Origin of the sequence: Pseudoalteromonas sp. TAE56, assembly GCF_000497955.1 — a bacterium.
Lineage (GTDB): Bacteria > Pseudomonadota > Gammaproteobacteria > Enterobacterales > Alteromonadaceae > Pseudoalteromonas.
Window position 1 is genome coordinate 64252 of the sequence record NZ_AUTN01000138.1, and the last position, 15228, is coordinate 79479.

Sequence of the window (15228 nt, forward strand, 5' to 3'; positions counted from 1 at the left end):
GGAGTTAGGCATGAACATAACACAATTACGTGAGCAGTATCCTGCATTAATGCAGACCGTTGATGGTAAATCGCCAATATTTTTAGATGGACCAGGCGGCTCGCAGGTACCAACATCGGTGCTTAATGCGATGACAGCTTATTTAGGGCACTACAACTCAAACTTAGGTGGCGCGTTTTTTTCAAGTGATAAAACGGTTGAATTGATGGCGAATGCGCGCCAAGCAGGCGCTGATTTACTTAATGCACCTAGCTCACAACAAATTGTGTTTGGTCCAAACATGACCAGCCTAACATTTAGCTTTAGCCGTGCTATTTCACGCGACTGGCAGGCTGGCGATGAAATAATTGTAACCAATGCCGATCACTTCTCAAATGTATCGTCGTGGCAGCAAGCCGCAGAAGATAAAGGCGTTGTTGTAAATACAGCGCTTATTAATGAAGCAGATTGCAGCTTAGATATGGTGCAATTTGAAAGCTTATTAAACAGCAATACTAGGCTTGTAGCGGTAACGTATGCGTCAAATACCACAGGTTCAATTAATAATATTAAACGCATTGTAGAGCTTGCTCACGCTGTAGGCGCACTTGTTTATGTTGATGCCGTACATTACGCACCGCACGAACTTGTTGATGTACAAGCGCTTGATTGCGACTTTTTAGCCTGCTCTGCATATAAGTTTTTTGGCCCGCATTTAGGTATGGTTTACGGTAAAAAAGAACATTTAGAAGGGTTTACACCGTACAAGGTAGAACCCGCTAAAGACGTAGCGCCAAGTCGCTGGGAAACTGGTACACAAAGCTTTGAAGCAATGGCGGGTTTTATCGCGGCAGTTGATTACATTGCGGCAATAAGCGAGCTTGATGATAGCCATTCACGCCGCGAAAAGTTAAGCGTCGCTTTTGCTAAAACTAAGCAGCATGAAATGGCGCTTAGTGAGCACTTTTTAACACGCTTAGTTAATTATCCACGCATTAAGTTGTTTGGTATTGATGACTTTGATCGCTTGGATGAGCGTACACCTACTTTTGCTTTAATTTTTGAAGGGCTTGAGCCACGCGCCGTTTCAGAATTTTTAGGTAAGCAGCATATATGTGTGTGGGATGGTAATTTTTACGCGCAAGGTTTATGCAAGCAGTTAGATGTGCTTGATAAAGGCGGTGTAGTGCGCATTGGTTGTATGCACTACAACACTATTAAAGAGCTTGATCAACTGTTTGATTTATTTGATGAGCTACTAGGTTAATCATATAAGCTATGGTGCGCTAACTTTTTGGCGCACCATATATTTGTTCTGCACGATTAAACAGCACCCACGAGGTTAAAATATACTTATCGTTTGATACTGGCTTATTACCTCTATGAGTATGTGTAAAGTAGCCTGGGGCTATTACCATAGTGCCTTTTTTAGGTGCTATTTTACGATTTTGATAGTAAAACTCAGTTTCACCACCTTCTTCTACATCGTTTAAATAAAACATAAATAACAACACGCGATGCAAAGCTTCATTGTGTTGTAGCTGCGGATATACCTCACTGTGCCAGTAAGGATAGCCACCCTTATTTACTTCGTATTTTTGCGCCTGGATATTGCCAAGTCTAAAAATTTGCTGTACTAAAACAGGTAGTTGCGGTTTACCTACTTCTTCAAAATTGTCTTGAGTTAAATCGACTACTTCACCTGTTTTTGGGTGATAGACCTTTAATCCAAACGCCCCAATCATCATAAAAATATGTTCTTCAACATACTTAAAAACATGCTGTGCAGTCGTTTGTTGTATATGTTTTAATTGTTGTGCATATTCGGGGTGATTATTTAAATGCAGATCGTGGCTGTCTTTTTTCTTTAAGTCGACACCGCCCGATGTTACCCCTTGTTTTACATGCGGGCTTTGCGCGAATGTGGTAATAAATTCATCGCAAAACTCATCGCTTAATGCGTTATCAATAACGCGTATAAAGTCCGTCATGGTTTACCTTTATATAATTATTATTGGATTTTTATGTTTATTGAAAAAGTGATGCCGCGCTTTAGCGAAACAGATGCACTCGGACACATTAACAATACCGTACTCCCTGTATGGTTTGAAGTCGCGCGTGGACCTATTTTTAAGTTTTTTACACCGGACTTAAATCCACATGATTGGAAGTTGATAATTGCCAAAGTAGAAGTGTCGTTTGTAGGCGAATTATTTTATGGTCACGAGGTGACAGTTAAAACCTCTGTAGAGCATATAGGCACTAGCTCTTTCACACTTCGACAAGAAGCATGGCAACACGATAAATGCTGTGCGATAGGCAAAGCCGTGATGGTGAGATACGATTTTATTGCTAAAACAAAGCAAGCGCTTAGCATTGACGAAAAAGCAGCGCTTAATGAGCATATTTACCAAAGCAGTTAACCTTACGAAGCTTATATTTTATATAAGCTCGTGCTGAGCTGAATTATTGTAAATATATGACGGCAACTGTAAATTTTTGTCGAGAAATTTTAACGCATTTAGATTGAGTTACAGGCTTCAGTTATATACTATTTATAATATATATTGTTGCGCCGTTATAACAGGAAATGTTAATTCGGTAATTTGATTGGAGTATGCGTGTGACATCTATTGCCAGTGACCAACCTTTACAAGTTATTCAGCTCAGTGATGGTGAAAATTTAACAGCTGAAATTTTGCCGTTTGGCGCAATAATAAAAAGCATTAAATTTAAAAAACAAGAGATGACGCTTAGCGTCGATGACCCTCAATACTATCTTGAAAATCCATTTTATCTTGGCGCTACAGTAGGTCGATACGCTAATCGCATTGCAAAGGGGCGTTTTAACTTATCTGGTACGCAGTATCAACTGGAAGCAAATAACGGTCCTAATAGCCTGCATGGCGGCGTTAAAGGCTTTAATAAAGTACTTTGGCAAGTAACCAAACAAACTGAAAGTCAAGTTGAGCTTTATTATTGCTCTCCCGACGGCGAACAAGGTTTCCCTGGTGAGTTGCAGGTTTGGCAAACTATTAGCGCTAAAAACGGCGAGCTTACTCTGCACTTTAAAGCGCTAACCAATAAAGAAACGCTCGTTAACTTTACCAACCATTGTTACTTTAATCTTGATGGCAGCGAATCAATTAATGAACACCTTGTTCAAGTTAATACCAATTACTATCTTCCTATCGATAAAACCAGTATTCCACTTAATGAATCCGCTTTAGTTACAGGCACCTGCTTTGATTTTACCAAGCCAGCTCAAGTTGGTGCGGCATTAAGCGCTGTTCATCCTCAGTTAGAAGCTGGAAATGGCTTTGATCACTGCTATATTTTTAATGATGACAGCAGTTTAAAGACGATGGCTACATTAACTTCGCCACACACGAAGGTTAATTTAACGCTTAAAAGCACTCAGCCAGGTATGCAACTATATACTGCTAACTTTGTTGGTGCGCCTTTTAAAGCACGGCAAGCTTTGTGTTTTGAAGCGCAAAATTGGCCTGATGCGCCAAATCGTGAAAATTTCCCAAAAGCTAATTTATTGCCGGGAGAGGATTACGAGCAGGTTATTATTTACTCTTTTTCTGAGTGAACACAGCCTTTCAATGTTAATTTAAAGAAAATTAAAAGCAAAAATACGGTGATTAAATGCTATCTATAATTCAGGAAAAGGTTGCACTTTTTGCTGTTTTAAAGTATTTATAATATAAATAGTATTTGAAACTATATGCACTACCACAACGACACAACGACTACACACAATCAGGAGTTTTTAAAAAATGATAATTAACAATAAGTTATCGTTCAACAAGAAAACCGCGATCAGTATTGCTATCACTGGCATATTGGCAAGCGGAAACGTTGCAGCTCAAGGCGCTGAAGGCAACACGCCTACAGTAGTAAATGAAGATGTTGAAGTTATCGCAGTAACGGGTATCCGCAGCAGCTTACGTTCATCAATGTTGGATAAAAAAGCATCTAATGTTGTCACAGACGGGATTAAAGCAGAAGATCTTGGTAAATTTCCTGATTTAAACGTAGCAGAATCTCTGCAACGTATTACAGGTGTAGCAATTGACCGTAGTGGTGGTGAAGGCCAAGCGGTAACTATTCGTGGTTTTGGTCCACAATTTAATACTGTACTTGTTAATGGTCGTCAAATTGCGACAGACAGCGCAGGTCGTGAATTTAACTTTGATGTATTGGCCGCGGATCAAATCACTGGTGCTGATATTTATAAAAGTAATACAGCAACTCTTCAAGAAGGCGGCATTGGTGGTACGGTTAACGTAACTACAGCACGTCCTTTTGATTTTGGTGGTTTACATATTTTAGGTTCAGTTAAAGGTATGTACGAAAGCCTTTCTGAAGAAGTATCTCCATCAACATCATTCTTAATAAGTAATACGTTTAACGATGACAAGCTAGGTGTGCTTTTTGCCATCACTAATCAACAACGTAAACTTCAAAATAACCAAATTTTAACGGCAGGTTGGCGCGGTGGCCAAACAATTTCTAACCCAACTGATGGTGTATTGTTTGAAAATGCTTACATTCCACGTAACTGGGACCAAGTAGTTGATGAGCAAGACCGCGAGCGTACAAATGCAAGTTTAGTACTTCAATACGCACCGTCTGACGATGTTACGATTACTGTTGATGGTATGATTTCAAAATTCGAAGTTGACTCAACAGTACGCGATTTAGCATCTTGGTTTGAACCAGACCGCGTAGGCAGTGCAACGATTGATCCTGAAACAGGCACGCTTTTAACTTTCTCTCAAGAAGTTGGCTTAGGCGCGCCAAGTGGCGACCCTGCAAGCGACTTTGTATCACATACACGTAACTCACGTGATGTAACTAATAAAGCATTTGGTATTAACGTTGACTGGCAAGTAAACGAGTCATTAAAAGCTAAATTTGATGTATCTCGCTCAACAGCCGAAAACGACCGTGCTGGTAGAGATCGTTTTAACGTTGTAGGTGTTATTAATAGCTATACTTTTGACGGTACAGGCAGCATTCCTACTGTACAGCATGACGGTTTTGAAAATGGTTCGTTGCCAGATCCAAGCCTAGCGCGACTTCATTACAACGAAATTGGTAATCAATTTACAGATGAAGATGAAATTACTGAAGTAAAAGCCGATTTTGAATATGTGCCAGATAAAGGCCCAGTTGATCGTATTAACTTTGGTGCTTATCGCCAAGAGCGTGAAAAATCAAGCTTTCAAATCTTTGGTAGTCAATGTCAGTTCTGTGGTTATGGTACACAAGCACCACTTGATGCAATTGATTTTGAAGCATACCAAGCAAGTAACTACTTTCCAGGCTTAATCGATACATTCTACACCTACGACGGTGATAAAATGCTTGATTACCTAGCCGATCAAGGTTTCCCAGTAGAGCCAACGCTACAAAATAACCGTTACACAATTAACGAAGACATCACTAGCTTATACATGGACTTTACGCTTGGTTTTGACCTAGCTGATATGCCAGTAACCGTTAATATGGGTGCTCGTTACTCAGAAACTGATATTGAAGTTGCTGCAATACAAAGCTTTATTAGCGATGTAATACCAACATCTGACGCAACATTGTTTCAGAATGTTTTTGGGCCTGCAACGAACATCGAGCAAGGCACTAGCTACTCAAACTTATTACCGTCTTTCAATGTTAAGTTAGAGCTGCAAGACAACATGATTTTACGCTTTGCGGCGTATGACAGTATTACTCGTCCAACGATGTCTCAGCTATCTCCTGCGACAAACTTTAACGAGCCACGTCGTCAAAACTTAACGGCAAGTGGTGGTAATCCAGCACTTAAACCATTCCAATCAGAAAACTGGGATATTTCTTACGAGTGGTACTACAACGATGCTAACTTATTTAGCTTTGCAGTATTTAGTAAAGAAGTAGATGACTTTATTGTTACCCTAACAGGTGCCGAAACATACGAAATGTCTGATCGTTCAGGCCCTGATTTTGCGTGTACTACATGTACAGATCAAACAGATGACGAACTTATTGGTAGTTCAGAAGTTTACACTGTAAGTCGTCCTCAAAATGGTGAGTCTGCAACTGTAACCGGCTTTGAAGTCGGTGTTACTCACATGTTTGAAAATGGCTTTGGTTTTATTGCTAATGCAACTGTTGTGAATAGCGACATTAGTGTGGGTGACGATACTACACAAACATTTGCACTAGAAGGTCTTGGGGATTCACAAAACTTAATATTTTTCTATGAGCAAGAAAACTGGCAAGCACGTGTTGCATTTAACAACCGTGAAGGCTTTTTACGCTTAGTTGATAACGGCTTTAACGGTGAACCAGTGAACGTAGAAACTTACGGCCAGTGGGATATTAGTGCAAGCTACGATATTAACGAAAACTTCACTATTTTTGCAGAAGGCATCAACATCACTGAAGAAGAGTTAGTGCAAACAGGTCGTTTTGCTAACCAAATCTATTCAGTAGAAGATAATGGCTCACGTTACGCGTTTGGTATTCGCGGATCGTTTTAATTAATGATGGAGGCGTATTTTTCGCCTCTTAGTTTTCATTACAGCACCAAGGTGCTAATACCAATTAGGTTAATTTAGCAGTAATGTATATTAGTTAACCTAATTGGCTAAAATGAATTCATATTAAATCAAAATGCCCTAACGGGCATTTGTTGTATAAAACGTTATCAAAAAATACTCAAAGAGTAGTCCATTATGAATAAAGCAATAAAAACAGTAGCGGTAGTTGGCGGTGGTACAGCAGGATGGCTGAGCGCTGCAATTATAGCTTCGTATCACCAAGGTCAAAATGGTGACGGCTTAAAAGTGATGTTGGTTGAATCGTCAGACATTCCAACTATTGGCGTAGGTGAAGGTACCTGGCCCACGATGAAAAACACACTTCAGCAAATAGGCTTGCGTGAAGTTGATGTGTTTAAAGCCTGTAATGCTACCTTCAAACAAGGCGGAAAGTTTGTAAATTGGACGCATGGCAATAATGACTTTTACTACCATCCATTTACTGTACCGCTAGGCTACGGCCGTATAGATTTAGCCCCATATTTAGATAATGTTGAAGACTTTGCACAGCAAACTAATTTTCAACATGATATTTGCGAAGCAAGCTTAGCCCCAAGAGGTATAGCGCAAGGTGAATATCAAGGTAATTGTAATTACGCTTATCACTTAGATGCCGGCGCTTTTGCCGAAATGCTTAAACAGCATTGTAAAAGTAAGCTTGGTGTAGAGCATATTATTGGTACTGTTGATCAGGTAAAGCTTGATGACGATGGCGCAATAAATGAGCTTACTCTAAAAGATCAAACCCGCACTATAAACGCCGACTTATTTATAGACTGTACTGGTTTTTCATCACTGTTATTAGGCCAAGCGCTCAACGTACCGTTTAAAAAAATGGACCACGTGCTATTTAACGACAGCGCACTGGCTATGCAAGTCCCTTATGATGAAAGCGACGACTCCTTGGCCAGCCATACCATAGCAACAGCGCAAAACGCTGGATGGATTTGGGATATAGGTTTAACGCACCGCCGAGGTGTAGGGCATGTTTATTCAAGCAAGTTTTTATCAGACGATGAAGCAGAGCAAAACCTAAGAAATTATTTAGGCGATGCAGCAAACGGTTTAACTGCCCGTAAAATTAACTTTGAATCAGGATACCGTGAGAAGTTTTGGCATAAAAACTGTGTTGCAGTGGGTATGTCAGCAGGGTTTGTAGAACCGCTTGAAGCAACCGCTATTATGCTTGTTGAAATTTCAGCACGCTTTGTAGCAGAGCATATGCCAGCAGATACACAAGTAATGCCTATTGTAGCTAAACGCTTTAACGAGCAGATGGATTACCGCTGGCAGCGTATTATCGACTTTTTAAAGCTGCATTACATGCTAACCAAGCGCCCAGAACCTTACTGGCAAGCACATGTACAGCCCGACACTATTCCACAAACCCTGCAAGAAGATTTACTGCTTTGGGGAAGCCGTGGCCCGCTAATTCAAGATTTTCATGGCGCATTAGAGTTATTCCCTGCTGCCAGTTATCAGTATGTTTTGTACGGTATGGGCTTTAAGCCTGACTTTACTAAACAAGCATATTTGTATTCACAACATGTGCAAGCCAAACAAATAATTGAACGTAACAGCCAGCTTACACAGCAGATGTTGCAAACTTTGCCGCCTCACCGTGCTTTTATAGAGCAGTGGTTAGCAGCTAACCCAGTTTAAGGATGTGTAACTATGGCTATTAGTGAACTAGTAAACACCAAACACCAAACATTAAAAATTAACCCCAATGCAGCTGTTGAATATGCAAAAACGCAGCATTTAGTTAATTTAAGAGCAAATGAAATAGCAAAAGCAGCCTGCGACTTACCTATTTTTTTAGCACGTAATACACAAAATGGTAGTTATACCGTATCAGCGTTAACCAGCTTTAGTGCAGGTCAAAGTTTATTGGTTAATAACAACCAATGGCAGGCACTTTACACACCGGTATGTATGCAAACCCAGCCTCTTTATTTAATGACCCGAGAAGCAAATAGTAGCGATTATTTTATTGCAATTGATGATCAAAGCTCAGCCGTAAACACGCAGCAAGGTGAGGCACTATTTGATGCTAAAGGTAACCCGAGTTTATTTTTAAATGCACAGCAAAAGCTGTTAGAAAGCGACTTAAAAAATGACTATCAAACGTATCAATTTACCCAAGAAGTTGCGCGGTTAGGGCTCATTAAAAACATAGATATTGTATTGCAGTTTGAACAAGGCGAAACCCAACCTATTCAAGGTTTGAGCACCGTTGATGAAGACAAACTGCAAACATTAAATAGCGATACCGTTGCAAACTTACACAAGCAAGGTTACTTGAGTGTGCTTAACAGCATGCTTATTTCACTGTTTCAGTTAAATGCATTGGTAAAGCTGCATAACCAACGTCCCGAACTTATGCCTTTAAAGCAGATTAAGTTAGAACTAAGTCGAGATGCGCACGCGCTGTAGCGTGCACTTTTTTATTACACAGACATTGCGTATAACGCGCAGGAGACACACACATGTCAGATAACATTTTACAGCTGGTGGTTTTTGTTTTTGTCACCGCTTTAATTGGTGGCCTTACTTATTGGAAATGCCGAGGCCAAAATCGCAATAACGGACAAAGCCAAACCAAAGAGTATTTTTTAGCGGGCGGTGGCCTTACTTGGATGTTTGTTGCAGGTTCAATCACATTAACTAATTTAAGTACTGATCAGCTTGTAGGTATGAATGGTAACCAAATGGCTTTACTGGTTTGGTGGGAGCTTGCAGCAATTATAGGTTTGATTATTTTAGCCAAAGTGTTCATTCCTGTTTATTACAAATACAACTGTACAACTACCACAGAGCTTTTAGAAAAGCGCTATAACAACAAACATATTCGCGCTGTTATTGGTGGTTTATTCTTTTTAGGTAATGCACTTATTTATATGCCAGCGGTTATTTATTCTGGCGCGCTATTTATGCAAACCATGTTTAAGGTTGATATTCCGCTAATGTATATTGCCACCGCATTTGCCATTATTGGTGCTGTTTATGCGTTTTTTGGTGGCCTGAGAGCAGTTGCTGTATCGGATACCTACAATGGCATACTTGTACTAGGCATGGCTGTTTTAGTCGTGTTTTTAGCACTTAATGCGATTGATTATGACTTTACGGGTATTCCTGAGGAGCGCTTAACACTCATAGGTGATGCTGACTCACCTATTCCGTGGCCAACACTTTTAACCGGTATGATCTTTATTCAAATGTATTACTGGGGTACTAACCAAACAATCACACAGCGAGCAATGGCAGCACCTAATGTTAAAGAAGCGCAAAAAGGTATATTTGCCGCAGCGGGTATTCGCTTTTTAATCGTCCCTGCAATTGTGGTATTACCGGGTATTATTTCGTTTAAACTTTATGGCGATATTGGCGACGCTGCTTATGGTCGAATTGTGGGTGATGTAATGCCAGCATGGTTAACCGGTGTGTTCGCAGCGGCAATGGCAGCAGCTGTACTCTCTACTTACAACAGCTTATTAAATTCAGCTACAGCACTATATGTGTGTGACATTCACGAAGCGTACTTTAATAAAGAGCCAAGTGTTGTAAAGCTAAGTGGTTACGTAACATTGCTACTAACAAGCTTAACACTGGTACTTGTACCAATTTACCAGCAAGCAGATAGCATTATTAACTTACTACAGCAATTAAATGGCTTATTAAGTATGCCTATATTCTCTATTTTTGTAGTGGGCTTATTATTTAAAAATGTTGATGCACGAGCGGGTATTGCTGCAGTAATTTTAGGTGTTGTAATGTACGGCATGCTTACATTTGCAAACTCACCACTACATACTGATATTCATTACATTCACTTAATGCCAATTACATTAATCGTATGTGTAGCTTTTGCATTGATAGTAAATAAAGTGGTATTTGGTTTGAATGCGCAGTGGGCAGGTAAAACACCGGCACTTGATGACGCAGGCCAAGCACAAGTACAAAAATAACGTATAAATAGTTTAAGCTGACAAAATCGGTCATGGGGAAACTCTGGCCGATTTTTTTATATGTATTAAAAGCAACATGACAACTTCAAAGCTAAGGTTAGTTTAATACTTTTTATTACAGTGGTACTTCCAGTGAGTTTATCTGACTATTTGCGATGTAAAGACTATCAAAATCTAATTTATATGATATATACTATTATTGTTGAATGTCACTGTCTAATAGATTGTGGCTCAAGCAATGAGATACATTTAGTACATAGTGTAGCTTACTAATTTTCGTTATATTTATAACTCATACAATGAACAAGAGGATAGGAAAATCATGGCCGACACTAAATCATTTTATCGATTAGACAGTGTAAACAGCACCGTTATTTTCGACTGCCAGAGCAAAACACCGGCGTTACTGTACTTTGGTAAATGCCTATCTGAGCAAACAACAGAAACAATGCTAACTCAGCTTGCTACGCGTCAAGAAGTAAAATGTGCCGTGGTTGAAGAAGCACCTATTTCTCTATCTCCATTACTAGGTGAGGGCTTTACTGGTGCGCCAGGGCTTGAGCTAGTAAACGACTCAATCGCATGGTCAGTAGGGCCAGAGCTTCAAGAAGTGCGTCAGCCTTCAGCCGCAACACTTGAATTTGTAAGCGTAGATAAGCTTCGTGGTATTGAAGTCGTGCACAGCATTACACTTGATAAAAACACTGATGTACTAAGCGCACATACTGTATTAACTAATTTAGGCGGCTTACCGCTAAGCGTGAACTTTTGCGCAGCACCAACATTTCAGCTACCAGATAGCGTAAGCAAAATAGTGAGCTTTGAAGGTCGTTGGTCAAACGAATTTCAACGTCAGTCGGTTGATTTAGTTTTAGGCAGTTTTGTTCGTGAAAACCGTAAAGGCAAAACATCACACGATGTATTTCCTGGTTTGTTAGTGCATAACGAAAATGCAGGCGAGCAACACGGCGAATGTTATGGCTTTCATTTAGGTTGGAGTGGCAATAATAAACTACGTGCAGAGCTTTTAGCTGAAGGTCGTCGTTATGTACAAATGGGTGAGCTATTACTTCCTGGTGAGCTTACGCTTGCTAAAGGTCAAACGTATCAAAGCCCGAGCATTTATGGCTCGTTTTCGAGTGAAGGTTTTAGTGCGCTTTCTCGTAATTTTCATCGTTTTGTTAAAGCTAATTTACTTAGCCAAGCACAGCGTGAAAAAACACGCCCTGTGCATTACAACACATGGGAAGGCATTTACTTTGATCACGATGTAGACACGCTTAAGCAACTAGCCGACAAAGTAGCGCCGTTAGGCATTGAACGTTTTGTACTTGATGATGGTTGGTTTAAAGGCCGCCGTGGCGATAACGCTGGTTTAGGTGATTGGACAGTAGATTATAAAATTTATCCAGATGGTTTATCACCAGTCATAGATCATGTGAATAGCTTAGGTATGGAGTTTGGTATTTGGTTTGAACCAGAAATGGTCAACCCAGATAGTGATTTATACCGCGCGCATCCAGATTGGGTTTTAGGATCTGAAAACAACGAACAGTTAAGCTTTAGAAATCAGCTAGTACTTGATTTAACGCGCTCTGAGGTTGTTGAGTACCTATACAAAGCCATCGACGATATTTTAGTTGAATACCCAACTATTAAGTACATTAAATGGGATATGAACCGCGATATTAACCATGCGGGTAATTTTGATGGTAAGCCAGCAGTGCACCAGCAAACATTAGCACTTTATCGTTTAATTGACCGTATTAAAGCGGCGCACCCAGGGCTTGAAATAGAAAGCTGTTCGTCAGGTGGTGCACGTGTAGATTACGGCGTACTTGCACACACAGACCGTGTATGGACGTCAGATTCAAACGATGCGCTTGATCGCCTTGAAATACAGCGTGGGTGTTCGTTCTTTTTCCCATCGTCGGTTATGGGTGCACACGTAGGTCCACGCGATTGTCATATCACAGGGCGTAATGTAAGTATTGAAATGCGTGCTGCGGTATCAATGTTTGGCCACATGGGCATTGAAATGGACCCACGTGAACTGACCGATCACGAATACAATGCACTTAAAGCGGCAATAGCACTTCATAAAGAGCATCGTGAGTTTATTCATAGCGCCGATTTATACCGCTTAGATAGCGACGATTTATCAATTAACTTTGGTTTAATCGATGAGCAAAAAACAAAAGCGTTATTTGCGTATAACAGCGTTCGCGAAACACCGCGTACAGCGCCTAATAAATTACGTTTTGTTGGCCTAGATGGCGATGCGCAGTACACACTTAATTTAGTGTGGCCGGTAAAATTTGAAGAGTATCGCCCATCTTCTATTGCTGCGGTAAATGGTCAAACATTTACAGGTGAAGCACTAATGCAGTTTGGTTTACAAATGCCAATATCATTCCCGCAAACATCGCTTATATTTGAGCTTAACAAAGCTTAAATTTAACTAAGAGCAGTAAAAGGCGCTAATCGCTTTTATGCTGCTTAGCTTAGATATCAGTAGTCAGCTCTATATTGTTTAGAGCTGACTTTTTTATATCCTTTGTAAATGCAAACGAATAAATTTAGCATCTCTAACTTAGTAAATTAACTTAGCAAACTCAAAAGTATCGAAAATAGAGTGGTTACGCTTGTGCGTAATTTTGCTTATTACCCAACCAACGTTGAATTAGTGGGTCAACAGCTTCAGGGTGTTGCTTAAGCATTTGCTGTGCAATCGGTCTAACTTGGTTAAGTATGTGCTTATCGCGGGTAAGGTCGGCAATTTTAAACTCGGCTAAACCTGTTTGTTTTGTACCAAGTACTTCACCAGGGCCACGAATTTCTAAATCGCGCTCAGCTATCACAAAACCATCGTTACTATCGCGTAGTACTCCTAATCGCTTTTGAGCAGTGTGAGACAGTGGTGCGTGGTATAAAAGTACGCAATGCGATGCCGTAGCGCCACGGCCAACTCGCCCACGTAATTGATGTAATTGTGCTAAGCCTAAGCGCTCGGGGTTTTCTATAATGATTAAGCTCGCATTAGGGACATCTACACCAACTTCAATAACCGTAGTGGCAACTAAAACATGTATATTACCTGCTTTAAACTCACTCATAATGGCTTGTTTTTCAGCTGATTTCATTCGTCCATGTACTAAGCCTACGTTTAGCTCTGGTAGCGCTTCTTTTAACTGCAGTGCGCTGTCCTCCGCTGCTTGGCACTGCAGTACTTCAGATTCATCAATAAGTGTACATACCCAATAAACTTGGCGGCCTTGCTCGTTACACGCTAATTTAACGCGAGCAATAATATCGTCTCTGCGAGTATCAGGAAGTGCCACTGTTGTGATTGGCGTACGCCCTGGTGGCAGCTCGTCAATCACAGAAGTTTCTAAGTCGGCGTAGGCGGTCATAGCGAGTGTACGTGGGATAGGTGTTGCGGTCATAACTAGTTGATGAGGGTAACAATCACCAAATTTACCCTTTTCGCGTAGTGATAAACGCTGGTGGACACCAAAGCGGTGTTGTTCGTCAATAACGATAAGCACTAAGTTATTAAACTTAACTTCATCTTGGAATAAAGCGTGAGTACCTACAATCATTTGCGCCTCACCAGAGGCGATTTTTTCAAGTGTTGCTACGCGCTCTTTGCCCTTTGTTTTACCGCCAAGCCACGCAACTGTTATGCCTAGTTGATTAAACCACGTTGTAAAATTAACACCATGTTGCTCTGATAAAATTTCAGTAGGAGCCATTAAAGCGACTTGAAAGCCCTGGGCAATGGCTGTTAGTGCACTAAGTGCTGCTACTAGGGTTTTACCTGAGCCTACATCGCCTTGTACTAAACGCATCATGGGATACGCGTGTTGCATGTCACCTTTAATTTCAGCAACTACGCGGCTTTGCGCATTTGTGGGTGCAAAAGGAAGTTGCTCTAAAAATTGGCTTTCTAATGTGTTGACCGGATTTAATGCCACGGCTTTAACTTGTTGCCCTTGCTCTCGTACTTTTAATAAGCTGAGATTTTGTGCAAGTAATTCTTCAAATACAAGGCGCTGTTGAGCAGGGTGAGTACCTTGCTCTAATGCAGTTACATCAACATCATTAGGTGGGCGATGTAGCAATAATAAGGCGTCGCTTAACGCCATACTTGATAGCTGCCATTTTGAGGGCAGTAGTTCTTCTACTGAATATTTGTGTAGTAAATCAATAGCCTGTTCGCTTAAAGCTCTAATCGATAGCTGCTTTAAACCTTCGGTTGTTGAATAAACGGGCGTTAATGTCGTTGCTACCGGCTGCTCGTTAGAGGTATCGCTGATGCTGTATTCAGGATGACTCATTTCAAAGCCAACACGGCCTCGGCGTATCTCACCAAAACAACGTATTATTTTACCTGCACTAAATGCGTTCTTTTGTGCGGCGGTAAAATTAAAAAATCGTAGTGTTAGCCTGCCAGNGGCTTCAACACTTACGTGGCTATGCAGTGACAACTCGCTAATCGCGTATAAGCGAGTACGATCTTCGTAGCGAAGTGGCAAATGAAAAAGCATATCTTGCACAGTTAAAATACCTAGCTTTAGCAAACGCTCAGCCATTTTTGGGCCGACCCCTTTGAGCTCTGTAATTGGGTATTGATTTAAGCTAGGTTTAGACAAATTGTATCAATCTTATTATTTGTGAGTAAGTTA

General features: G+C 40.6%; 10 protein-coding genes. 8 read left to right on the top strand and 2 right to left on the bottom strand.

The genetic code is table 11. The annotated features are described in order from the left end of the window. The first annotated feature begins 10 nt into the window (after positions 1–10). On the top strand, positions 11–1246 hold the full coding sequence (locus tag L656_RS0116595; RefSeq protein WP_024600037.1) for a cysteine desulfurase-like protein: 1236 nt from the start codon (positions 11–13) through the stop codon (positions 1244–1246). A 19-nt stretch (positions 1247–1265) separates the two neighbouring features. Here L656_RS0116595 and L656_RS0116600 read toward each other — a convergent pair whose 3' ends face one another. Beyond that, entirely contained in the window at positions 1266–1970 is a 705-nt protein-coding gene (locus L656_RS0116600) for a 2OG-Fe(II) oxygenase (protein WP_024600038.1), read from the bottom strand. A 33-nt stretch (positions 1971–2003) separates the two neighbouring features. On the opposite strand from L656_RS0116600, the gene L656_RS0116605 reads away from it, so the two are divergent. From L656_RS0116605 to L656_RS0116635, 7 genes are all read left to right on the top strand, one after another. Beyond that, positions 2004–2402: an acyl-CoA thioesterase gene (locus L656_RS0116605; RefSeq protein WP_024600039.1), complete on the top strand. Its 399-nt coding sequence runs from the start codon at positions 2004–2006 to the stop codon at positions 2400–2402. Positions 2403–2602: 200 nt separating this feature from the next. Continuing rightward, positions 2603–3577, top strand: a complete 975-nt coding sequence (locus tag L656_RS0116610) for an aldose epimerase family protein (RefSeq protein WP_024600040.1) — start codon at positions 2603–2605, stop codon at positions 3575–3577. Positions 3578–3764: 187 nt separating this feature from the next. Further along, on the top strand, positions 3765–6512 hold the full coding sequence (locus L656_RS0116615; protein ID WP_024600041.1) for a TonB-dependent receptor: 2748 nt from the start codon (positions 3765–3767) through the stop codon (positions 6510–6512). Positions 6513–6707: 195 nt separating this feature from the next. Next, positions 6708–8234: a tryptophan halogenase family protein gene (locus L656_RS0116620; protein ID WP_024600042.1), complete on the top strand. Its 1527-nt coding sequence runs from the start codon at positions 6708–6710 to the stop codon at positions 8232–8234. A gap of 12 nt (positions 8235–8246) precedes the next feature. Beyond that, positions 8247–9008, top strand: a complete 762-nt coding sequence (locus L656_RS0116625; protein ID WP_024600043.1) for a SapC family protein — start codon at positions 8247–8249, stop codon at positions 9006–9008. 53 nt (positions 9009–9061) lie between these two features. Further along, on the top strand, positions 9062–10540 hold the full coding sequence (locus L656_RS0116630; protein WP_007580003.1) for an SLC5 family protein: 1479 nt from the start codon (positions 9062–9064) through the stop codon (positions 10538–10540). Between the two features lie 322 nt (positions 10541–10862). Further along, positions 10863–12995, top strand: a complete 2133-nt coding sequence (locus L656_RS0116635) for an alpha-galactosidase (RefSeq protein ID WP_024600044.1) — start codon at positions 10863–10865, stop codon at positions 12993–12995. A gap of 184 nt (positions 12996–13179) precedes the next feature. Here the strand turns inward: L656_RS0116635 and recG are convergent, their stop codons facing one another. After that, positions 13180–15195 carry an ATP-dependent DNA helicase RecG gene (gene recG, locus L656_RS0116640; protein ID WP_024600045.1) on the bottom strand — a complete coding sequence of 672 codons (2016 nt, stop codon included), beginning with the start codon at positions 15193–15195 and terminating at the stop codon, positions 13180–13182. Between the last annotated feature and the right edge of the window lie 33 nt (positions 15196–15228).